This is a genomic window from Streptomyces sp. NPDC014861 (assembly GCF_043081625.1).
GTDB lineage: Bacteria > Actinomycetota > Actinomycetes > Streptomycetales > Streptomycetaceae > Streptomyces.
In genome coordinates this window covers 54,208-75,224 of the sequence record NZ_JBIBWV010000029.1, presented here as the reverse complement: position 1 = coordinate 75,224, position 21,017 = coordinate 54,208, and the positions used below count along the sequence as shown (strand labels likewise).

The window sequence follows — 21,017 nt, the reverse complement described above, 5'->3', positions numbered from 1 at the left end:
CCGAGGTCCTGGATCTTGGACATTGGATCCCGGACATTGGATCCCGGATCCCGAGCGGTGGATCCGATCTCCCGGCTGTTACACAACCGATGGGTAGCCGTGCGTCCACCGACGGCTGCCCCGCACACCCCCGTGACAACCGCTCCGTAGCGTCGTCATCGACACGGAGAACAAGCAGGTCACGGGGATGTGGAGGCGGCTGGGATGAGCCAGGGCGAGGTGCTCGACTTCGAGGAGTACGTCCGCACGCGGCAGGACGCGCTGCTGCGCAGCGCTCGCCGCCTCGTCCCGGACCCGGTCGACGCGCAGGACCTGCTGCAGACCGCCCTGGTCCGTACGTACGGCCGCTGGGACGGGATCGCGGACAAGTCGCTGGCGGACGCGTACCTGCGGCGGGTCATGATCAACACGCGGACGGAGTGGTGGCGGGCGCGCCGTCTCGAGGAGGTGCCCACCGAGCAGCTTCCGGACGCGAGCGTGGAGGACCTGACCGAGCAGCACGCCGACCGGGCCCTGCTCATGGACATCCTGAGGGTGCTGGCTCCCAAGCAGCGCAGCGTCGTGGTGCTGCGGCACTGGGAGCAGATGAGCACGGAGGAGACGGCGGCGGCGCTGGGCATGTCGACCGGTACCGTGAAGTCGACGCTCCATCGCGCTCTCGCCCGGCTCCGCCAGGAGCTGGAGAGCCGGGATCTGAACGCCCTCGCCCTGGGGCGGCCCGTGGAGCGGACCGGAGGACAGCGGTCGGCTGCGGCGGCCGTGCGAGGTGACGAGGGAGGGCACCAGCGGTGCGCGGCCTAGACGAAGGCGAAGTCGGCGACGGAAGAACCGACGGCAGAGCCTGGTCCGGGTTCACGTCCGGCTCCTCGGGAGCCAGGAGCGGAGCCAGGGACGGTGCCGGAAGCGGACCCCGGACCGGAACCCTGAACGGAACCCTGAACGGAACCCTGAACGGAGCCCGGAACGGGGCCGGGAACGAAGGCGAAGGCGCGGGCTCGGGTGCGCGGGGCGGGACGCCCCGGGCGGTCGGTACCAAGGCGGCGGGTGTCACGGCGGTGGCCGGACTCGCCGCCCTCGGCCTGTTCGTGGCCGCGTGCTCCACGGGCGGGACGGGTTCGCGCGACGAGGGCGCGGCCCGGGCCGACGCGACGGCCGCCGCGGCCCCCACGCCGCCCTCCACGGCCTCGGGCTCCGGCTCGGCGAAGGCGGAGGAGCGGGTGGACCCGATCGCCCTGCTCAAGGCCGACCCGAAGATCGGCGCCCGGGTGAAGGACGACCTGAAGCCGTGCGTGGCCGACGCGTACCCGGTGGACACCTCGTACGGCAACCTCACCAACGGCACCGCGCCCGACGTCGTCGTCAATGTGATGACCTGCGGGGACGCGGTCGGCATCGGCACCTACGTCTACCGCAAGCAGTCCGGGGGGACCGCCACGGCGGACACGGCCACCGCGGACGGCTACGAGAACGTCTTCATGGCCGAGGACGCTGCGGTGTACGGCACCATCGACCGAGGCGACCTGATCGTGACGAAGCAGGTGTACGCGGAGGACGACCCGGTCGCGTACCCGTCGGGCGAGGACGTGATCACGTACCGCTGGTCGGGGAACCGGTTCACCCAGCACGACTGGGTGCACAACGACTACAGCCGGGCCGTCGGCGAGGGTGACGGCGCCACCGAGCCGACCCAGCCCGCGCCGGAGCCCTCGGCCGCCGGCTGAGCGCCCCGGCGGAGCGCCCCACCCGGGGGGCGCGCCCCGGCCGCACCCGGCGCCGTCCCTGTCCCGTCTCCGCCCCGTCCCGTCCCCCGCCTCCGTCCCGCCCCGACACGCACACCGATCGAAGGACCCCCGCACGATGGCCGAGACCCATGTCCTGTTCGTCGAGGACGACGACGTCATCCGTGAGGCCACCCAGCTCGCCCTGGAGCGGGACGGCTTCCGTGTCACCGCGATGCCCGACGGCCTCTCCGGCCTCGACGCCTTCCGCGCCCACCGCCCGGACATCGCGCTGCTCGACGTGATGCTGCCCGGCATGGACGGGGTCAGCCTCTGCCGCCGCATCCGCGACGAGTCGACCGTGCCGGTGATCATGCTGTCGGCACGCGCCGACTCGATCGACGTCGTCCTCGGTCTGGAGGCCGGGGCGGACGACTACGTGACCAAGCCCTTCGACGGCGCCGTGCTGATGGCCCGGATCCGGGCGGTGCTGCGCCGTTTCGGCCACGCGGCCGGGAACGGGGCGGGCGGCGACGCGGAGGAGGGGGCCGCGGACGGGCCGCTCGTCTTCGGCGACGGGGACCTGGAGGTCGACACCGAGGGCATGGAGGTGCGCCGAAGCGGCGAGCCGGTGGCGCTGACGCCGACCGAGATGCGGCTGCTGCTGGAGTTCTCGTCCGCGCCCAACACGGTGCTGTCCCGCGACAAGCTCCTGGAGCGGGTCTGGGACTACGGCTGGGGCGGCGACACCCGCGTCGTCGACGTGCACGTGCAGCGGCTGCGGGCCAAGATCGGCCAGGACCGGATCGAGACGGTCCGCGGCTTCGGCTACAAGCTCAGGGGCTGATCGGTGAGAGCGCTCCCGCTCCGCACCGGCGTCCGCTGGAAGATCGCCCTGGCCATCGCGGCGGTCGGCGCGCTGATCGCGGTCACGCTCAGCGTGGTCGTGCACAACGCCGCACGCATCTCGATGCTGGACAACGCGCGCGAGGTCCAGATGGAACGGCTGCTCTTCGCCCAGCGCCTGTACGAGACCTCCAAGCCGAAGGAGCCCCGCTTCGGCGCCAAGGTCAACGACCCGGCGCTGCCGGACCAGCTCGACCAGCTGATGCGGGACCAGCGGCGCGGCACGTACGTGCAGGAGCACCGGCACGGCGGGCCGCCGGACGTGTGGGCCGCGGTGCCGCTGGCCAACGGCGACGTGCTCTCGCTGCACATCCCCTTCGCCGACCGCAGCGCCACGATCATGAAGGACCTCGACCGGGCGCTGGTCATCGGCTCGGTCTCGGTGGTGTTCGGCGGGTGCGCGCTCGGCATCCTCGTCGGCGGGCAGCTCTCCCGGCGGCTGCGGAAGGCCGCGGCGGCCGCCGGGCGGGTGGCCCAGGGCAACGGCGACGTGCGGGTCAGGGACGCCGTCGGCGGGGTCGTACGGGACGAGACCGACGACCTGGCGCGGGCGATCGACACGCTGACCGACGCCCTGCACGAGCGGATCGAGGCCGAACGGCGGGTCACCGCGGACATCGCGCACGAGCTGCGCACCCCGGTGACCGGGCTGCTCACGGCGGCCGAGCTGCTGCCGCCCGGCCGCCCCACCGAGCTGGTGCGGGACCGGGCGCAGGCGATGCGGACGCTGGTCGAGGACGTGCTGGAGGTGGCCAGGCTCGACGGGGCCTCGGAGCGGGCGGAGCTCCAGGAGATCGCGCTCGGCGAGTTCGTCGAGCGCCGGGTGCGGTCGATGTTCCCGGACGCGGAGGTCCGGGTGGTGCACGAGTCCTGGGTGTCGACCGATCCGCGCCGGCTGGAGCGGATCCTCGGCAACCTGCTGGCCAACGCGGCCAAGCACGGCAAGGGCCCGGTGGAGGTCACCGTCGAGGGCCGGGTGGTACGGGTACGGGACCACGGCCCCGGCTTCCCCGAGGCGCTGCTCCACGAGGGCCCGAGCCGCTTCCGTACCGGCACGAGCGACCGCGCGGGTCAGGGTCACGGCCTGGGACTGACGATCGCGGCCGGTCAGGCGCGGGTCCTCGGCGCCCGGCTGACCTTCCGGAACGTGGCCTCAGAGGCGGCCCCGGAGGGTGTCGGCGGCGCGGTCGCGGTGCTGTGGCTGCCGGACCACGCGCCCACGAACACGGGAAGCTTCCCGATCCTGCGGCTGCCGGAGTAGCGCCGGAGGCACGTACGCGCGTGGGGCCCGGTTTCGGTGAAACCGGGCACCACGCGCGCGTGCCGGAGGCTCAGACCGTCTCGGCGACCTTCGCCGGGCCGCTCCCCGCGGCCGGCTTCCCGCCGTGGCCGTCCAGGGTGCTCTCGGTGCTCCGCCCGTCCTGGGTGCCCGGGGTGTCCTGCTCGTCCTGCCGGCCCGTCGGCTCGGGGCCGGCGCCGCGGAGCGCCACCTCCTTGACGAAGAAGGCGAGGACGAAGCCGAGCACCGCGACCGCCGAGCCGACGAGGAAGGCGGAGTGGGTGCCGACGGCGACCGCCTGCTGGTACGCCTCGCGCAGCGCCTCCGGCAGCTTGGCGAGGCTCGCGGCGTCGAGCTGGGCGGTCCGCTCGGTGAGGGCGGAGCCGCCGTTCGCGGCCATCTCGTCCTGGACGCGGCTGGTGAAGAGGGCACCCATGATGGCGACGCCGAAGGAGGAGCCGAGGGTGCGGAAGAGGGTGGTGGAGCTGGAGGCCACCCCCATGTCCTTCATGTCGACGCTGTTCTGTGCGACGAGCATGGTGATCTGCATGAGGAAGCCCATGCCGGCGCCGAGCAGGGCCATGTAGACGCCGGAGACCAGACGGGTCGTGCCGGTGTCCATCGTGGAGAGCAGGAACAGGCCGGCGATCATCAGGGCGCCACCCGCGATGGGGAAGACCTTGTACTTGCCGGTGCTGGTGGTGAAGCGGCCGACGACGAGCGAGACGACCATCATCGACAGCAGCATCGGAAGGAGCAGCAGGCCGGAGTTGGTGGCCGAGGCGCCCTGCACGGACTGCTGGAAGATCGGCAGGTAGAGGACCGCGCCGAACATGACGAATCCGGTGATGAAGCCGATCAGCGACATGAGCGTGAAGTTGCGGCTGCGGAAGATGTGCAGCGGCATGATCGGGTCGCTCGCGCGGGTCTCCACGTACAGGAAGGCGGCGAGGGCGGCGGCTCCGCCGACCGCGAGGCCGACGACGGTGGCCGAGCCCCAGGCGTACTCGGTCCCGCCCCAGGTGGTGACGAGGACGATCGCGGTGATGCCGACGGTCAGCAGCGCGGCGCCGAGGAAGTCGATCCGGGTGCCGGCCGCGCGCTGCTTCCTGGGCAGGTGGAGGACGGCGGTGACCATGGCGAGGGCGACGGCGCCCAGCGGCAGGTTGATGTAGAAGGACCAGCGCCAGCCCCAGTGGTCGGTGATGGTGCCGCCGACCAGCGGGCCGCCGATCATGGCGAGCGCCATCACGCCGGCCATCATGCCCTGGTACTTGCCCCGCTCCCGGGGCGGGATCAGGTCGCCGATGATCGCCATCACGCCGACCATGAGTCCGCCGGCGCCGAGCCCCTGGACCGTGCGGAAGCCGATGAGCTGGCCCATGTCCTGGGCCATGCCGCTGAGCGCGGAGCCGATCAGGAAGATGACGATCGAGATGAGGAAGACGCCCTTGCGGCCGTACATGTCGCCGAGCTTGCCCCAGATGGGGGTGGAGGCGGCGGTGGCCAGGGTGTAGGCGGTGACGACCCAGGAGAGGTGCTCCAGACCGCCCAGCTCGCCGACGATCGTCGGCATCGCGGTGCCGATGATCATGTTGTCCAGCATCGCGAGGAGCATCGCGATCATGAGGGCGAGGAGGACGACGCGCACGCTGCGCGGAGACTCCGGTCCCCCCTCCGCCTGCTTCGATGGTGTCGCGGTGTCCGTCATGACCGTCCCTTACTTGCCGCCCGGCTAGTTACTACACTGGGGACGGTAGGCCCGTCACTTGCCGGTCGTCAAGTAAGTTTTGTGGAAAGTGGGAGTGAACAGCCGTGGCCCGAGGCAACACCCGCCAGCGCATCCAGGACGTGGCTCTCGAACTCTTCGCCGAGCAGGGGTACGAGAAGACCTCGCTCCGGGAGATCGCGGAACGCCTCGACGTCACCAAGGCCGCGCTCTACTACCACTTCAAGACCAAGGAGGACATCCTCGTCGGGATCTTCGAGGACCTCACGCGGCCGATGGACGAGCTGATCGAGTGGGCCCAGACCCAGCCGCGGACCCTGGAGACCCGGCAGGAGGTGCTGCGCCGCTACCAGGTGGCGCTGCGCGCCGCCGCACCGCTCTTCCGCTTCATGCAGGAGAACCAGGCGGCGGTCCGCGAGCTGAGCGTCGGCCTCACCTTCAAGGAGCGCATGATCACGCTCACCGGCCTCATCCAGGAGCCGGACTTCGCGACGGTGGACCAGGTCCGCTGCGTGAGCGCGATCTTCACCCTGCACGCGGGCACGTTCTTCATGCAGAACGTCGAGGGCGACCCCGAGGAGAAGCATGAAGCCGTCCTCGAGGTCGCCCTCGATCTGCTGAACCGGGCCCACGGGGCCGGCTAGCGGGTGGATCAGATGGACACGCCGTGGGTCCGCAGGAAGGCGGCCGGGTTGACGGCGGAGCCGTAGTTCGGGGTCGTGCGGATCTCGAAGTGCAGGTGCGGGCCGGAGGAGTTTCCGGTGTTGCCCGACAGCGCGATCTTCTGGCCGGCGCCGACCTTCTGGCCGACGTGGACCTTGATCTTCGACAGGTGGGCGTACTGCGAGTACGTGCCGTTGGCGTGCTTCACGACGATGGCGTTGCCGTACGCGGGGCCGTCGCCGCCGCCGTTCGGGCCGGCCTTCACGACGGTGCCGGCGCCGGCGGCCTTGACCGGGGTGCCGACCGGGACGGCGAAGTCCTGACCGGAGTGCTTGTGGGCCCACATGGCGCCGCCCTGGTTGTAGCTGGCGGAGAGGGTGTACGAGGTGACCGGCTTGACCCACGCCTTGGCCTTCTTCGCGGCGACCGGCTTGGCGGCGGCCTTCTTGGCCGCGGCCTTCACCTGGGCGGCCTTCACGGCCTTCGCCTGGGCGGCCTTGGCCTGAGCGGCCTTCACCTGGGCGGCGACCTTGGCCTGGGTCTCGGCCTGCGCCTCGATGGCGGCGGCCGCGGTACCGGCGAGCGGGGCGGCCTTGCTCTCGGCGGCGAAGGCGGACCCGGCGCCGGCCACCAGCGACGCTCCCAGACCGGCGGTGGCGAGGGCGACGGCGGTGACTCGGACGGTGGGGTTCATGACGCGCTTCGACATACGGGGAAAGACCTCCGGGCAGAACGGGACCCGACGCGATCGGTGCGTTGCGCCGGGCTGGCTGTTCCTTGGTAACCCGCCACCCAGGTCATCCCAAAACACCCCATCTACGACACGAGGTCGTAGCGATCTCCGCAGGAATACGACTCTTGACAGCCCTGGCGACCACCCACGAAATCGGACATAACAGCCAAAGTTTCCTGGTTTAACCGCATGTCGGTGGGGCCACGAAGGGCCGGAAGGGCCGCCTGGCGCCCGATTCGACCCGCTCGGGACCATGGTCCCGGCGGTTGACGGCCGAACGTACCGCTTTGTCCGTTATAAGAACTACGACCCTGTCTAGTACCCCTTGATCCCCCTGTGCCGCTTGTCACCGCGCGGCCCCTGCCATTGGGACCTGGGTCACGCAACCCGAGCCCTCTCAGGGGCGCCCGAAGCCGGCCGAAGCACCACCCGCGCCACCAGCCACGCCACCCACCCGAGGGCCGCCCGGCGGGCCCACGGAGGCGCCTCGGGAGGGATCAGGGAGGGGCCCGGGGACCGGGGACCGGGGCCCCAGGGCAGGAGCCCAGGAGGGGGAGCCCGGAAGGGGAAGCCCAGGGTGGGGGAAGCCCAGGGTGGTGGAAGCCCGGGAAGGGATCCGGGGGCCAGGAGGCCGTCTGAGGGGCCGAGGGCCCGGTACGCGTCGGGTTCTGCGGACGCCGAAAAGGGGCGGCCCCGGAACCGTGTGGTTCCGGGGCCGCCCCTTGAGGCGCTGTCGCCCTTACGCGTCCTTGGACAGGTTCGGGCCCGTCTCGCCCGCCGCGACCGGCGGAGCGTCCGGCAGAGCCGCCTTCTCCTCGCCGCGGAAGGTGAACTTGCGCTCCTCGCCCTCGCCCTCCGTGTCCACGACCACGATGTGGCCGGGGCGGAGGTCGCCGAAGAGGATCTTCTCGGACAGGGTGTCCTCGATCTCGCGCTGGATCGTCCGGCGGAGCGGGCGGGCACCCAGGACCGGGTCGTAGCCCTTCTTCGCCAGGAGCTCCTTGGCGGACTGGGAGAGCTCGAGGCCCATGTCCCGGTCCTTCAGGCGCTCGTCCACGCGGCCGATCATCAGGTCGACGATCTGGAGGATGTCGTCCTGGGTCAGCTGCGGGAAGACGATGACGTCGTCGACACGGTTGAGGAACTCGGGGCGGAAGTGCTGCTTCAGCTCCTCGCTGACCTTCGCCTTCATCCGCTCGTAGTTCGACTTCGTGTCGCCCTGGGCGGCGAAGCCCAGGTTGAAGCCCTTCGAGATGTCCCTGGTCCCGAGGTTGGTCGTCATGATGATGACCGTGTTCTTGAAGTCCACGACCCGGCCCTGGGAGTCGGTCAGGCGACCGTCCTCCAGGATCTGGAGCAGGGAATTGAAGATATCGGGGTGGGCCTTCTCGACCTCGTCGAAGAGGACGACGGAGAACGGCTTGCGGCGCACCTTCTCGGTGAGCTGGCCGCCCTCTTCGTAGCCGACGTATCCGGGCGGCGAACCGAAGAGGCGGGAAACCGTGTGCTTCTCGCTGAACTCCGACATGTCGAGGGAGATCATCGCGTCCTCGTCGCCGAAGAGGAATTCGGCGAGCGCCTTGGAAAGCTCGGTCTTACCGACACCGGACGGGCCGGCGAAGATGAACGAGCCACCGGGACGCTTCGGGTCCTTCAGGCCGGCACGCGTACGCCGGATGGCGCGCGAGAGGCCGATGACGGCGTCCTTCTGGCCGATGACGCGCTTGTGGAGCTCGTCCTCCATGCGGAGCAGACGCGAGGACTCCTCCTCGGTCAGCTTGAAGACCGGGATGCCGGTGGCGGTCGCGAGGACCTCGGCGATCAGCTCGCCGTCGACCTCGGCGACGACGTCCATGTCGCCGGCCTTCCACTCCTTCTCCCGCTTGGCCTTCGCGGCGAGGAGCTGCTTCTCCTTGTCGCGCAGGGAGGCGGCCTTCTCGAAGTCCTGCGAGTCGATCGCGGACTCCTTGTCGCGGCGGACGCCGGCGATCTTCTCGTCGAACTCGCGGAGGTCCGGCGGCGCGGTCATCCGGCGGATGCGCATCCGGGAGCCGGCCTCGTCGATCAGGTCGATCGCCTTGTCCGGGAGGAAGCGGTCCGAGATGTACCGGTCGGCCAGCGTCGCGGCCTGGACGAGGGCCTCGTCGGTGATGGAGACGCGGTGGTGCGCCTCGTACCGGTCGCGGAGACCCTTGAGGATCTCGATGGTGTGCGGCAGCGACGGCTCGGCGACCTGGATGGGCTGGAAGCGGCGCTCGAGCGCGGCGTCCTTCTCCAGGTACTTGCGGTACTCGTCGAGCGTGGTGGCACCGATGGTCTGGAGCTCACCGCGGGCCAGCATCGGCTTGAGGATGCTGGCGGCGTCGATCGCGCCCTCGGCGGCGCCCGCACCCACGAGGGTGTGGAGCTCGTCGATGAACAGGATGATGTCGCCGCGGGTGCGGATCTCCTTGAGGACCTTCTTCAGGCGCTCCTCGAAGTCACCGCGGTAGCGGGAGCCGGCGACCAGCGCGCCGAGGTCCAGGGTGTAGAGGTGCTTGTCCTTGAGGGTCTCGGGCACCTCGCCCTTGACGATGGCCTGCGCCAGGCCCTCGACGACGGCGGTCTTGCCGACGCCGGGCTCGCCGATGAGGACCGGGTTGTTCTTGGTGCGGCGGGACAGCACCTGCATGACCCGCTCGATCTCCTTCTCGCGCCCGATGACCGGGTCGAGCTTGGACTCGCGGGCCGCCTGGGTGAGGTTGCGGCCGAACTGGTCGAGGACCAGGGACGTCGAGGGGGTGCCCTCGGCAGGACCGCCCGCGGTGGCGGCTTCCTTGCCCTGGTAGCCGGAGAGCAGCTGGATGACCTGCTGCCGCACCCGGTTGAGGTCGGCGCCCAGCTTCACGAGGACCTGGGCGGCGACGCCCTCGCCCTCGCGGATCAGGCCGAGCAGGATGTGCTCGGTGCCGATGTAGTTGTGGCCGAGCTGGAGGGCCTCGCGGAGCGAGAGCTCCAGGACCTTCTTGGCACGAGGGGTGAAGGGGATGTGACCGGACGGGGCCTGCTGGCCCTGGCCGATGATCTCCTCCACCTGCTGGCGGACCGCCTCGAGCGAAATCCCGAGGCTCTCCAGGGCCTTAGCGGCGACACCCTCACCCTCGTGGATAAGGCCCAGAAGGATGTGCTCGGTGCCGATGTAGTTGTGGTTGAGCATCCGGGCTTCTTCCTGAGCCAGGACGACAACCCGCCGCGCGCGGTCGGTGAACCTCTCGAACATCGTTAATCGCTCCTCAGAGCGGTCAGTCAGTTAGGGGTCGATCCCCTCCCTGTCCTTCCGCAGCTTAGTCCCGCAAGCGGGGACCGCTCATTCCAACTGCCGACATCCGTCCGGATCACCCCCTTGTCCTTGGGGTAGCCCACTGCCGAACAGCCGACAAATGCTCCAACTCGATGGTGCGAGACGATGTTCCCGCAGGCCAAGTAGTTACCCCCGCCTTGAGTACGCCGATGGCGAACGTGAGACGGCCCGACCCGCGGAGTCACCCCTCTCCACTGGGAATGTCTTACCCGTAGGGTCCGACACTCCATGCGGCGCACCCGGGGTCCCTCCGCTACCAGCGAACAAGGTTGCGCCGTCGAATGCACGCGTACGTCTCATTACCGGACACCTCGGGTCTCCGGACCGGAACGTTACGTCACCTGTGGCGCCCGGGGCCGTAACCTCCCCGGCCCCCCGGGAGTTCCCCGGGCATGGCCCCCACCGTCCCGTTTCCCCGCTCGCCGCTCGACGGCGGACGGGCGCTCTCGCTCTGGTACGAGCGGGAGCTCGGCTGGGCGACGGTGCCGGGCCCGCCGGTGCAGCTGGTGACGGGGATCCGCTTCGACGTGCTGGAGCTGCCGGCGGCGGCCGGCCGTGCCGTGCTGCGCCGGGTGGGCGCCGCGACGGGGCCGGTGGCGCTGATGGGACGCCGCATGCGGCTCCTGGTGGCCGCGGGAAGCGCGGAGGAGCTTCCCGGCCTGCTGGAGTGGCTGGAGTGGGGCGGGATCTCACTGGATCTCGTGGCGCTGGGCGCCGACGGCCGGATGACCGCTCCCCCGCCTCCGGGGCGGGGGGGCTCCGGCGCGCCGGGTGCCGCCGTGTGGCTGCGGGCTCCCGGGCCGGGCCGCGAGGTGGAGTCCTCGCTGCCGGCGCCGAGGTCCGGGCCGTGGGGCCGTGCGGAGGCCCCGTGTCTGACGCGCCTGGTCGCCGCGGCCGCGGTGGAGTGCCACCGACTGCGGCTGCTGAGCTCCCGGGCCGGTGGACCGGCGGCCCTGCGGGGGGCGCCTCAGCGGTTCGCGTCCTCGTAGGCCGTCTTGACGTGGGCGGGGACGCGGCCGCGGTCGTTGACCTCGTAGCCGTTCTCCTTGGCCCAGGCGCGGATCTTCGCCGTGTCCTGGCTGCCGGAGGCGGCGGGGCGGCCCTTGCCGCGGCCCGTGGTGGTGCGACCGCCGGTGCGACGCCCGTTCGCGGTGTACGGCTCGAGCAGGCCGCGGAGCTTTTCCGCGTTGGCGGTGGTGAGGTCGATCTCGTAGGTCTTGCCGTCCAGCGCGAACGTCACGGTCTCGTCCGCCTCGACGCCGTCGAGGTCGTCGACAAGAAGGACCTGAACCTTCTGTGCCACCGGATTTCCTTTCATCGAAAATGCAGTACGCGGAAAGGAAACCGCTTTTCACGGAAAAACACAAACCCCTGGCAGAGGTTCAGAACCCCGGCAACGCGGGAAACGTGCGCGATTCGGACATAGGGTTCCGTCCGACGTTCAGTCCGGCCTTCAGTCCGGCGTTCAGTCCGGCGTTCAGTCCGGGTTCCCGTCGGGTTCCACCGGGTTCCGCCGGGCTTCCGGTCACAGGTGCAGAAGCATCCGGCTGTTGCCCAAGGTGTTCGGCTTCACCCGTTCGAGACCGAGGAACTCGGCGACACCCTCGTCATAGGAACGGAGGAGCTCGCTGTAGACATCTCCGTCGACCGGGGTCTCACCGATCTCGACGAAGCCGTGCTTCGCGAAGAAGGCGACTTCGAAGGTGAGACAGAAAACCCTGCGCACACCGAGCCAGCGTGCGGTCTGCAACAACTGGTTGAGGAGCAGATGCCCGACGCCGGCGCCCGTGAACTCGGGATCGACGGCGAGTGTCCGGACTTCCGCGAGGTCTTCCCACATGACGTGCAGAGCGCCCACTCCGACGACCTCTGCGTCCTCGTCGCGTTCCGCGACCCAGAACTCCTGGATGTCCTCGTAAAGCGTCACCGTGGCCTTGTCGAGGAGGATGCCGCGGCGCGCGTAGGGATCGACCAGGCGTCGCACGGCGGCTACGTCGGAGGTACGGGCACGGCGAACGGTGACGGCTTTCGGCATGGGGGGACGGTACCGCTAGGAGGCCGCCGGTTCTCCCCCGCCCTCCTCGGGCGAAGGCAGCGGGTTGTCGCGCTGGACGATGCGGATGGCGTCGTTCAGGGACTCCCGCTGTTCCGCGGACATCATCCCGAAGAAGGCGACCAGGGCGGCCGCGGGGTTGTCGCTCTGCGCCCAGGCTTCGTTCATCAGTGCGGCCGAGTAGGCGGCGCGGGTGGAGACCGCCGTATATCGATAGGCGCGGCCCTCGACTTCCCTGCGCACCCAGCCCTTCTGGTGGAGATTGTCCATGACGGTCATGACGGTGGTGTAGGCGATGGAGCGTTCCTGCTGGAGGTCTTCCAGTACTTCCCGGACGGTCACCGGCCGGTTCCATTGCCAGACGCGCGTCATGACGGCGTCTTCGAGTTCTCCCAAGGGGCGGGGCACAGCCTCACAGTAGTGGGAGATAACGGGAATAACGGTTATTGGGCCGCGGAGCGCGTCCAGAGCAAGACAAAAGGGGCGCTCGACCGTGTTTCGGCCGGACGCCCCTGAGGGGTTCCGCGGGTGCTAGGCGTCGGGGCCGTCCGGCTGGCGGGCGGCCTCCGCGCGGGCGAGCGCGGCATCGACCGCCGCGTCCTCCTTGGCCTTGTTCGGGCCGCCCTGGGACTTGACGATCACGACGATGAGGGCGATGAAGAACGCAGCCATCACGACGGGGGGCAGAAGCGCGGATACGTAGTCCATGGGACCAGGGTAGCTAGCCCGCGACCCGCTCCTCGGGCGGGGGCGGCGGCACGGGCCTGCGGCGCGGCGGGAAGACCTCGGAGGGCTTGGGCACCGGGCGCTCGGCGGGGGCCGGGGTGGGCGGCTTGGGCCGGGGCTCCTCGGCCGCGCGGCCGCCGGGGAGGGCGAGCAGCCGGGCCCGGGAGGCGGCGGGGGCGCTCGCGGTGGCCTGCGAGACGCGGGCGAGGCGCGCCCGTACGGAACGTTCGGCGAGGACCTGGCAGCGGGTGAGCAGGCGGGCGGCGGGCGGGCTGCCGCGGAGCGCGCGCAGGGCGGCGAGGTCGTCGGCGCCGGGGTCGTACCCGGCGGCCAGGGCGTCCTCCAGGAGGTCCAGGTAGCCGGCGAGGGAGCCGGGGAGGGCCTCGCGGTAGCGGGCGAGGTCGTCGAGGAGGAAGGCGCGCAGCCGCCCGGCCTCGCGCACGGCCTCGTCCACGGAATGTGCCAGGCGGAGGGCGTCGCGGACGTCCTCGTCCGGGAGGGGGGCGGGGTGGAGGGCGTTGGCGAGGGCGCGTCGGAGCACACGCAGCTCGTCCGCGCTGAACGCCATGCCGCCGCGGGATCCGTAGGGCGTGGGCATGGGCCGACGATACGCGCTAATCGGACAATTTTCTCTTAGCGATCATCCGGCGCGTCGGCGCCGGACCCCTGCCACCTGCGGATTCCCGCCCCACGCGCGCGTGGGGCGGCTCACGGGGCGTGCGCCCGCGCGGTCACATGCGGGAGACGTTCCGCTCGTAGACCAGGCGCAGGCCGATCAGCGTCAGCCACGGCTCGTGCCGGTCGATCTCCGCCGAGTCCCGCAGGACCATCGGCGCCAGACCGCCGGTGGCGATCACCGTGACGGCCGAGGGGTCGCCCTTCGGGCCGACCAGCTCGCGCTTCATCCGGGCGACGACGCCGTCCACCTGGCCCGCGTACCCGAAGACGATGCCGGACTGCATCGCCTCGACGGTGTTCTTGCCGATCACCCCGCGCGGCCGGACCAGCTCGATCTTGCGGAGCATCGCGCCCTTCACGCCGAGCGCCTCGACCGAGATCTCGATGCCGGGGGCGATCGCGCCGCCCGCGTACTCCCCGCGCGCGGTGACCGCGTCGTACGTGGTCGCCGTGCCGAAGTCGACCACGATCGCCGGGCCGCCGTAGAGCTCGACGGCGGCGACCGCGTTGATGATGCGGTCCGCGCCGACCTCCTTCGGGTTGTCGGTGAGGATCGGGACGCCCGTCTTCACACCGGGCTCCACGAGCACCGCCGGGACGTCGCCGTAGTAGCGGCGGGTCACCTCGCGCAGCTCGTGCAGGACCGAGGGGACCGTCGCGCAGATCGCGATCCCCTCGATGCCGTCGCTCAGCTCGGCGCCGAGCAGCGGGTGCATCCCCATCAGGCCCTGGAGCAGGACCGCCATCTCGTCGGCGGTCCTGCTGGGATCCGTGGAGATCCGCCAGTGCTCGACGATCTCCTCGCCGTCGAAGAGCCCGAGGACCGTGTGCGTGTTGCCGACGTCGATGGTGAGCAGCATCAGCCGCGCACCTCGCGCAGGTCCAGGCCGATGTCGAGGATCGGGGAGGAGTGCGTGAGGCCGCCGACCGCCAGGTAGTCGACGCCGGTCGACGCGTAGGCCGCGGCGTTGTCCAGGGTCAGCCGGCCGGAGGACTCCAGGACCGCGCGGCCGCCGACCAGGGTCACGGCCTCCTCGGTCTCGTCCGGGGTGAAGTTGTCCAGCAGGATCAGGTCGGCGCCCGCGTCGAGCACCTCGCGGACCTGGTGCATGGTGTCGACCTCGACCTCGATCGGCACCTCGGGGAATGCCTCCCGCACGGCCTTGAACGCCTCGGCGACCCCGCCGGCCGCCACCACGTGGTTGTCCTTCACCAGGGCCGCGTCCGAGAGCGACATCCGGTGGTTGACGCCGCCGCCGCAGCGGACCGCGTACTTCTCCAGGGCGCGCAGGCCCGGCGTCGTCTTGCGGGTGTCGCGGACCTTGGCCTTCGTGCCCTCCAGGGCGTCCGCCCACGCGCGCGTGGCGGTGGCGATGCCGGAGAGGCGGCACAGGATGTTCAGCGCGCTGCGCTCGCCGGTCAGCAGGTCGCGGGTGCGGGCGGTGACGCTGAGCAGCAGGTCGCCGGGCTCGACGCGCTCGCCGTCCTCGCGGTGCCGCTCGACCTCGAACTCCTCGGTGCAGACGATCGACAGGACCGCCTCGGCCACCCGCAGACCGGCGACCACGCCGGCCTCCCGGGCCACGAAGTCGGCGGTCGCGACGGCGTCCTCGGGGACGGTCGCGACGGTCGTCACGTCCACGCCGCCGTCGAGGTCCTCGGCGATCGCCAGGTGGGCGATGTCCTCGACCTGGACGGGGTCGAGACCGGCGTCGGCGAGCAGCTGGGCGAGCGCGGGGTCGAGCCCGCACTCGTACTCCTCCGCGCCGCCGCAGCCGCAGCCGTCGCCGCAGCCGCCGGTCTCCTCGTACGAGCTGATCTGGATGAGAGGGACGTCCACGGGCTCGGGACGGGCTTCCTCGGGCGTGCTCACGGCTGCGGCTCCCTGGGGGCTTCGGGGGTTACGGGCGGAAAGTCCGCGGTCCCGGTGGTGCGCACCACCGGGCGGCGGTCGGGCGTGAGGCGGACGACCAGATGGCGGCGCCACCGCTCGTCGTCCCGGTCCGGGCGGTCCTCGCGCCAGTGGCAGCCGCGGGTCTCCTCGCGCGCCAGGGCGGCGGCGGCGAGGACCCGGGCCACGCAGAGCAGGTTGGTGGTCTCCCAGGAGTCGACGCCCGGCTCGGCGGCCTTGCGCTCCTCCTCGGCGTCCTGCCGGAGCGCTTCCAGGGCGTCGGCGGCGGCGGTCAGGGAGGCGGCCGAGCGCAGTACGCCCGCGTCCCGGGTCATGATCCGCTGGATCTCCCGACGGACCTCGGGGGCGAGCAGCGTCAGCACCGTCGCCGCGGGCTCGGTCCGGACCACGCCCTCGCGGTGCGGGCCGTGCGCGGCTATGTCCTCGGCGATCCGCTCGGCGAAGACCAGGCCCTCCAGGAGCGAGTTCGAGGCGAGCCGGTTGGCGCCGTGCACGCCAGTGCAGGCGACCTCCCCGCACGCGTACAGGCCGGGGACGGTGGTGCGGCCGAGCAGGTCGGTGCGGATGCCGCCGGAGGCGTAGTGGGCGGCCGGGGCGACCGGGATCGGGTCGGTGACCGGGTCGATGCCGTGCGCCCGGCAGGCGGCCAGGATCGTCGGGAAGCGCTGCTCCCACATCTCGGCGCCGAAGTGCCGGGCGTCGAGGTACATGTGCTCGGCGCCCTGCTGCTGCATGCGGCGGGTGATCGCCTTGGCGACGATGTCCCGGGGCGCCAGTTCGGCCAGCTCGTGCTGTCCGAGCATGAAGCGGACGCCGTCGGCGTCGACCAGGTGGGCGCCCTCGCCGCGTACCGCCTCGGAGACCAGCGGCTGCTGGCCCTCGGCGCCGGCGCCGAGGAAGAGCACGGTCGGGTGGAACTGGACGAACTCCAGGTCGGAGACCTCGGCGCCGGCCCGCAGCGCGAGGGCGACGCCGTCGCCGGTGGAGACGGACGGGTTGGTGGTGGCCGAGTAGACCTGTCCCATGCCGCCGGTGGCGAGGACCACGGCGGGGGCGCGGACGGCGCCGACGCCGTCGTGCTGGCCCTCGCCCATGACGTGGAGGGTGACGCCGGCCGTGCGGCCCTCGTCGTCCTTGAGGAGGTCGAGGACGAGCGCGTGCTCGATGGTGCGGACGGCCTGCGCCCGGATGGCCTCGACCAGGGCCCGGGAGATCTCCGCGCCGGTCGCGTCGCCGCCGGCGTGGGCGATCCGGCGGCGGTGGTGGCCGCCCTCGCGGGTGAGGGCGATCTCGCCGTCGTCGGTGCGGTCGAAGTCGGCGCCGGTGGCCATCAGACGGCGGACGGCGTCCGGGCCCTCGGTGACGAGGAGGCGGACGGCCGGCTCGTCGCACAGCCCGGCGCCGGCCACGAGGGTGTCGTCCAGGTGCTGGCCGGGGGTGTCGCCCTCGCCGAGCGCGGCGGCGATGCCGCCCTGGGCCCAGCGGGTGGAGCCGTCGTCCAGATTCGCCTTGGTGACGACGACGGTACGGAGCCCGGCGGCGGTGCAGCGCAGGGCGGCCGTCAGTCCGGCGACGCCGGAGCCGACCACGACGACGTCGGCGTCGATGGCCCAGCCCGGCTCGGGGGCGTGCAGCCGTATTCCGGTCACGTGGCGGCTCCCTGGGTGGCTCCGAAGGTCAGCGGGATGTTGTCGATGAGTCGGGTGGTGCCCACGCGCGCGGCGAGCGCGAGGATCGCCTCGCCCCGGTGGGTGTCCTCGACCTCGGTGAAGTCGGCCGGGTCGATCAGGGCCAGGTAGTCGAGGACCAGCGGCGGCTCGGCCTTCGCGGCCTCGTCCAGGACCGCGCGCGCCGCGGCCCGTACGGCCTCGGCGCCGCCGCCGTCGGCGGCCTGCGCGACGGCGTGCGTGTCGGCGGCGGCCCGGGCCTCGCCCAGCCGGGAGAGCGCCTCGGCGCGGGTCTCGGCCCGCCCCTGGGCGCCGGGCAGGGCGACGGCACGCGCGTGCAGCGCCTCCTGGGCGGCGAGCCGGTCCCGGGCGGCGAACAGGGCCCGGGACAGGGCGAGGGCGGTGTGCCGTTCCCGGGCCGACAGGTAGCGGTTGCGGCTCGACAGGGCGAGGCCGTCGGTCTCGCGGACGGTCGGCACGCCGACGATCTCGACCGGGAAGTTCAGGTCCCGCGCCATGCGGCGGATGACGGCCAGCTGCTGGGCGTCCTTCTGGCCGAAGAAGGCCACGTCGGGGCTGGTGAGGTGGAGCAGCTTGGCGACGACGGTGAGGACGCCGTCGAAGTGTCCGGGCCGGGAGGCGCCCTCCAGGAGGTCGCCCATGGGGCCCGCGGTGATCCGGACCTGGGGCTGTCCGCCCGGGTAGACCTCGTCCGCGGAGGGGGCGAAGACGGCGCTCGCGCCGTTGGCGGAGGCCAGCTCCAGGTCGGCGTCGAGGGTGCGCGGGTAGCGGTCGAGGTCCTCGCCCGCGCCGAACTGGAGCGGGTTGACGAAGACGGTGACGACGACGAAGCCGTTCTTGCCGACGCGCTCGCGGGCGGCCCTGATGAGGGTGGCGTGGCCCTCGTGGAGGGCGCCCATGGTCATGACGACGGCGCTGCGCCCCGGCGCGCCGCCGAAGTGGGCGCGCGCGTACTCCAGGTCGTCGACCGTGGGGACCAGCTCCGCCGGTCCGCGGCGTCCGGGGCCGTTCCGGTCGAACAGGCTCATCGGTCGTCTCCTCGCGGCCCGTCGGCGGGTCCGGTCGTGTCGGCGGCGGCGTCGGCGGCGAGGACGCCCAGGAGGTCCTGGGCCAGCTCCGGCTTGAGCAGGCCGTGCGCCAGCGCCCGGTCGGCGGTCGTACGGGCCATCGCCAGGTAGCCGGCGACGGTGCCGGGCGCGTGCTTGCGGAGCTCGGCCACGTGGGCGGCGACCGTGCCGGCGTCGCCGCGGGCGACGGGGCCGGTCAGGGCGGCGTCGCCGGACCGCAGCGCGTTGTCGAGGGCGGCGCCGAGGAGGGGGCCGAGCATCCGGTCGGGGGCGGCGACGCCGGCCGTGCGGAGCAGCTCCATCGACTGGGCCACCAGGGTGACCAGGTGGTTCGCGCCGAGGGCGAGGGCCGCGTGGTAGAGCGGCCGGGCCTCCTCGGCGATCCACTCGGGCTCCCCGCCCATCTCGATGACCAGCGCCTCCGCGGCGAGCCGCAGCTCCTCGGGCGCGGTCACCCCGAAGGAGCAGCCGGCCAGCCGCTGCACGTCGACGGCGGTGCCGGTGAAGGTCATCGCCGGGTGCAGGGCGAGCGGGAGGGCGCCCGCGCGGCGGGCCGGGTCCAGGACGCGGGCGCCGTACCGCCCGGAGGTGTGGACGATCAGCTGGCCGGGCCGGACGGCGCCGGTCCCGGCGAGTCCGTCGACGAGGCCCGGCAAAGCGTCGTCCGGGACGGTGAGCAGGACGAGGTCGGCGAGGGCGAGCACGCGCGCGGGCTCCACCACCGGCACGTCGGGCAGCAGCTCGGCGGCCCGGCGCCGGGAGGCGTCGGAGACCGCGGAGACGGCGACGGGGCGGTGCCCGGCGAGCCGGAGGGAGGCGGCGAGGGCGGGGCCGACGCGGCCGGCGCCGACGACTCCTACGGTGAGCCGGGCAGGTCGGTCCTCGGCCCTGGGCTCTGGCGCTGCTGGTGCGTTCACGGTGGGTACGGCCTTCCGTTCCAGTCCTCGGCGGGTACCGGACGATTTCTGGTCATGCTACGCCAGCGTTTCGTCCCTCCCCCGGTCGCCCGAAAGTCGTGAGCGGCGGCGTGGGTGACGGTGTGATGATCTGCCCATGGATGTGGATGGACTGCCACCGGAGACGCCCGGTGAGGTGACCGGCCCGACCGCCGCGGAGACGGCCGGCGAAGCTGCCGGGGAGGCGCCCGACGCGGGTGCGGCGCGGCGGTACCGGGCCCAGGTGTGGGGCGGGGCCGCGCGCTCGCTGTGGCGCCCCTCCGTGGAGGGCACGGTCGGCGGCCGGCTGCGCGCGCTGGCCGACTGGGCGGACGCCGCGGGGCTCGCCGACGCGGCTCTCGACGTGTACGGCGACGGGCTCGTGGAAGTGCTGGAGGAGCGGATCGCCGCCGAGCTGGGCATGCCCGCGGCCGTCTTCTTCCCCACCGGCACGATGGCCCAGCAGGTGGCGCTGCGGTGCTGGGCGGGGCGCACCGGAAGCCCGGTCGTCGCGCTCCACCCGCTGGCCCATCCCGAGGTCCACGAGGGCGGTGCCCTGGGAGCGGTGTCGGGGCTGCGGACGGTGCACCCGACGGACGCGCCCCGGCTGCCGACGGCCGAGGAGGTACGCGACCATCCGGAGCCCTTCGGGACGCTGATGCTGGAGCTGCCGCTGCGGGACGCGGGCTTCGTGCTGCCGTCCTGGGAGGAGCTGACCGCGACGGTCGACGCGGCCAGGGAGCGGGACGCCGTGGTCCACTTCGACGGCGCCCGGCTGTGGGAGTGCCCGACGCACTTCGGCCGTCCGCTCGCGGAGATCGCCGGGCTCGCGGACAGCGTGTACGTCTCGTTCTACAAGTCCCTCGACGGGATCTCCGGGGCGGCGCTCGCCGGACCCGAGGAGCTGGTGGCGGAGGCGCGGGTCTGGCTCCACCGCTACGGGGGCCAGGTCTTCCAGCAGTACCCGGTGGCGCTCTCGGCGCTGCGCGGCCTGGACGCCGAGCTGCCGCGGCTGCCGTCGTACGTGGCCCACGCGCGCGTGGTGGCCGACGCCCTGCGCGAGGTGCTCGCGGAGCGGGGCGGTCCCGGCTGGTTCCGGATCCACCCGGAGGCGCCGCACACCCACCAGTTCCAGGTGTGGCTCCCGTACGAGCCGGACGTCCTCACGGCGGCGGCCCTCGCCCAGACCGAGCGGACCGGGACCTGTCTCTTCCGCCGGTGGTTCACGCCGGGCGCGGCCGGCCCGCCGGGCACGGCCGTCACGGAGGTGACGGTGGCCGCAGACGGGCTGGAGTGGACGGCGGAGGACGTCAGGACGGCCGTACGGGACTTCCTGGCGCTCGTCGCCGGCTGAGGCCCCGCACCAGCCGGGCCAGGGCCGCGGCGAGCGGGCCGCCGGCGGGGCGGCCCGCCACCACGCGCGTGAAGCGGCGGTGGTCCCGGAGCTCGCGCAGCACGGCCAGGTCACGGGTGCCGGGTGCGGGCGGTGCGGGCTCGCCCCGCCGCGCGGCCCGGTAGCTGTCGAAGAGGTGCTGTTGCAGCGCGTCCATGGCCTCACCCTGGGGCCGCCGCCCGCCGTCCCGCGCTCCG

Annotated in this window: 21 protein-coding genes; 7 read left to right on the top strand and 14 right to left on the bottom strand. The window is 72.4% G+C overall.

From position 1 onward, the window contains the following. Positions 1-204: 204 nt before the first annotated feature. The 4 genes from ACF1BN_RS34130 to cseC all read left to right on the top strand — a co-directional run bounded on the left by ACF1BN_RS34130 (position 205) and on the right by cseC (position 3,885). A complete protein-coding gene (locus tag ACF1BN_RS34130) occupies positions 205-801 on the top strand; it encodes a SigE family RNA polymerase sigma factor (protein ID WP_392335461.1) in 597 nt (198 codons plus the stop codon). A gap of 134 nt (positions 802-935) precedes the next feature. Further along, positions 936-1,721: a hypothetical protein gene (locus tag ACF1BN_RS34125; RefSeq protein WP_392335481.1), complete on the top strand. Its 786-nt coding sequence runs from the start codon at positions 936-938 to the stop codon at positions 1,719-1,721. A 136-nt stretch (positions 1,722-1,857) separates the two neighbouring features. After that, entirely contained in the window at positions 1,858-2,565 is a 708-nt protein-coding gene (gene cseB / locus ACF1BN_RS34120; protein WP_392335460.1) for a two-component system response regulator CseB, read from the top strand. Positions 2,566-2,568: 3 nt separating this feature from the next. Continuing rightward, entirely contained in the window at positions 2,569-3,885 is a 1,317-nt protein-coding gene (cseC, locus tag ACF1BN_RS34115; RefSeq protein ID WP_392335459.1) for a two-component system sensor histidine kinase CseC, read from the top strand. Positions 3,886-3,955: 70 nt separating this feature from the next. On the opposite strand, the gene ACF1BN_RS34110 is transcribed toward cseC, so the two are convergent. Beyond that, positions 3,956-5,614, bottom strand: coding sequence for an MDR family MFS transporter (locus ACF1BN_RS34110; protein ID WP_392335458.1), 1,659 nt, complete (start codon positions 5,612-5,614; stop codon positions 3,956-3,958). 104 nt (positions 5,615-5,718) lie between these two features. Between ACF1BN_RS34110 and ACF1BN_RS34105 the strand changes: the two genes are divergently transcribed. Continuing rightward, entirely contained in the window at positions 5,719-6,276 is a 558-nt protein-coding gene (locus ACF1BN_RS34105; RefSeq protein ID WP_392335457.1) for a TetR/AcrR family transcriptional regulator, read from the top strand. 8 nt (positions 6,277-6,284) lie between these two features. Here the strand turns inward: ACF1BN_RS34105 and ACF1BN_RS34100 are convergent, their stop codons facing one another. Both ACF1BN_RS34100 and ACF1BN_RS34095 read right to left on the bottom strand, forming a co-directional pair. Beyond that, entirely contained in the window at positions 6,285-7,004 is a 720-nt protein-coding gene (locus ACF1BN_RS34100) for a M23 family metallopeptidase (protein ID WP_392335456.1), read from the bottom strand. Positions 7,005-7,767: 763 nt separating this feature from the next. Beyond that, complete coding sequence (locus ACF1BN_RS34095) at positions 7,768-10,287, bottom strand: ATP-dependent Clp protease ATP-binding subunit (protein WP_392335455.1); 2,520 nt, start codon at positions 10,285-10,287, stop codon at positions 7,768-7,770. Positions 10,288-10,760: 473 nt separating this feature from the next. Between ACF1BN_RS34095 and ACF1BN_RS34090 the strand changes: the two genes are divergently transcribed. After that, the gene (locus ACF1BN_RS34090) at positions 10,761-11,357 is read left to right on the top strand and encodes an SCO3374 family protein (RefSeq protein ID WP_392335454.1); all 597 of its coding nucleotides are present in this window, start codon (positions 10,761-10,763) and stop codon (positions 11,355-11,357) included. On the opposite strand, the gene ACF1BN_RS34085 is transcribed toward ACF1BN_RS34090, so the two are convergent. The 10 genes from ACF1BN_RS34085 to ACF1BN_RS34040 form a co-directional block, all read right to left on the bottom strand. Further along, entirely contained in the window at positions 11,336-11,671 is a 336-nt protein-coding gene (locus ACF1BN_RS34085; protein WP_392335453.1) for an Lsr2 family protein, read from the bottom strand. The genes ACF1BN_RS34090 and ACF1BN_RS34085 overlap by 22 nt on opposite strands. A gap of 222 nt (positions 11,672-11,893) precedes the next feature. Continuing rightward, positions 11,894-12,403, bottom strand: a complete 510-nt coding sequence (locus tag ACF1BN_RS34080) for an amino-acid N-acetyltransferase (RefSeq protein ID WP_392335452.1) — start codon at positions 12,401-12,403, stop codon at positions 11,894-11,896. Positions 12,404-12,418: 15 nt separating this feature from the next. Continuing rightward, entirely contained in the window at positions 12,419-12,829 is a 411-nt protein-coding gene (locus ACF1BN_RS34075) for a BlaI/MecI/CopY family transcriptional regulator (RefSeq protein WP_392335451.1), read from the bottom strand. 123 nt (positions 12,830-12,952) lie between these two features. Next, positions 12,953-13,129, bottom strand: coding sequence for a hypothetical protein (locus ACF1BN_RS34070; protein ID WP_392335450.1), 177 nt, complete (start codon positions 13,127-13,129; stop codon positions 12,953-12,955). Between the two features lie 13 nt (positions 13,130-13,142). Continuing rightward, a complete protein-coding gene (locus ACF1BN_RS34065) occupies positions 13,143-13,715 on the bottom strand; it encodes a hypothetical protein (protein ID WP_392335480.1) in 573 nt (190 codons plus the stop codon). Between the two features lie 163 nt (positions 13,716-13,878). Continuing rightward, complete coding sequence (locus tag ACF1BN_RS34060) at positions 13,879-14,685, bottom strand: type III pantothenate kinase (protein ID WP_360602356.1); 807 nt, start codon at positions 14,683-14,685, stop codon at positions 13,879-13,881. Next, positions 14,685-15,698: a carboxylating nicotinate-nucleotide diphosphorylase gene (gene nadC, locus ACF1BN_RS34055; RefSeq protein ID WP_392335449.1), complete on the bottom strand. Its 1,014-nt coding sequence runs from the start codon at positions 15,696-15,698 to the stop codon at positions 14,685-14,687. The genes ACF1BN_RS34060 and nadC overlap by 1 nt, the downstream gene beginning before the upstream one ends. After that, entirely contained in the window at positions 15,695-17,386 is a 1,692-nt protein-coding gene (locus ACF1BN_RS34050; RefSeq protein ID WP_392335448.1) for an L-aspartate oxidase, read from the bottom strand. Before ACF1BN_RS34050 ends, nadC begins: the two co-directional genes overlap by 4 nt. Beyond that, positions 17,383-18,453, bottom strand: a complete 1,071-nt coding sequence (panC, locus tag ACF1BN_RS34045) for a pantoate--beta-alanine ligase (RefSeq protein ID WP_392335447.1) — start codon at positions 18,451-18,453, stop codon at positions 17,383-17,385. Before panC ends, ACF1BN_RS34050 begins: the two co-directional genes overlap by 4 nt. Next, on the bottom strand, positions 18,450-19,409 hold the full coding sequence (locus tag ACF1BN_RS34040; RefSeq protein WP_392335446.1) for a Rossmann-like and DUF2520 domain-containing protein: 960 nt from the start codon (positions 19,407-19,409) through the stop codon (positions 18,450-18,452). Before ACF1BN_RS34040 ends, panC begins: the two co-directional genes overlap by 4 nt. Positions 19,410-19,545: 136 nt before the next feature. Here ACF1BN_RS34040 and ACF1BN_RS34035 point away from each other — a divergent pair, with 136 nt between their 5' ends. Next, complete coding sequence (locus ACF1BN_RS34035; RefSeq protein ID WP_392335445.1) at positions 19,546-20,781, top strand: threonine aldolase family protein; 1,236 nt, start codon at positions 19,546-19,548, stop codon at positions 20,779-20,781. Here ACF1BN_RS34035 and ACF1BN_RS34030 read toward each other — a convergent pair. After that, positions 20,738-20,977, bottom strand: coding sequence for a hypothetical protein (locus ACF1BN_RS34030; protein ID WP_392335444.1), 240 nt, complete (start codon positions 20,975-20,977; stop codon positions 20,738-20,740). The two genes, ACF1BN_RS34035 and ACF1BN_RS34030, sit on opposite strands and share 44 nt — an antisense overlap. Positions 20,978-21,017 lie beyond the last annotated feature (40 nt).

Coding starts and splice junctions, on each gene's coding strand:
- ACF1BN_RS34100 (WP_392335456.1), bottom strand. CDS start 7,004: ATGTCGAAGCGCGTCATGAACCCCACCGTCCGAGTCACCGCCGTCGCC.
- ACF1BN_RS34060 (WP_360602356.1), bottom strand. CDS start 14,685: ATGCTGCTCACCATCGACGTCGGCAACACGCACACGGTCCTCGGGCTC.
- ACF1BN_RS34070 (WP_392335450.1), bottom strand. CDS start 13,129: ATGGACTACGTATCCGCGCTTCTGCCCCCCGTCGTGATGGCTGCGTTC.
- ACF1BN_RS34110 (WP_392335458.1), bottom strand. CDS start 5,614: ATGACGGACACCGCGACACCATCGAAGCAGGCGGAGGGGGGACCGGAG.
- ACF1BN_RS34080 (WP_392335452.1), bottom strand. CDS start 12,403: ATGCCGAAAGCCGTCACCGTTCGCCGTGCCCGTACCTCCGACGTAGCC.
- ACF1BN_RS34030 (WP_392335444.1), bottom strand. CDS start 20,977: ATGGACGCGCTGCAACAGCACCTCTTCGACAGCTACCGGGCCGCGCGG.
- ACF1BN_RS34035 (WP_392335445.1), top strand. CDS start 19,546: ATGGATGTGGATGGACTGCCACCGGAGACGCCCGGTGAGGTGACCGGC.
- ACF1BN_RS34095 (WP_392335455.1), bottom strand. CDS start 10,287: ATGTTCGAGAGGTTCACCGACCGCGCGCGGCGGGTTGTCGTCCTGGCT.
- panC (WP_392335447.1), bottom strand. CDS start 18,453: ATGAGCCTGTTCGACCGGAACGGCCCCGGACGCCGCGGACCGGCGGAG.
- ACF1BN_RS34130 (WP_392335461.1), top strand. CDS start 205: ATGAGCCAGGGCGAGGTGCTCGACTTCGAGGAGTACGTCCGCACGCGG.
- ACF1BN_RS34090 (WP_392335454.1), top strand. CDS start 10,761: ATGGCCCCCACCGTCCCGTTTCCCCGCTCGCCGCTCGACGGCGGACGG.
- cseB (WP_392335460.1), top strand. CDS start 1,858: ATGGCCGAGACCCATGTCCTGTTCGTCGAGGACGACGACGTCATCCGT.
- ACF1BN_RS34065 (WP_392335480.1), bottom strand. CDS start 13,715: ATGGCGTTCAGCGCGGACGAGCTGCGTGTGCTCCGACGCGCCCTCGCC.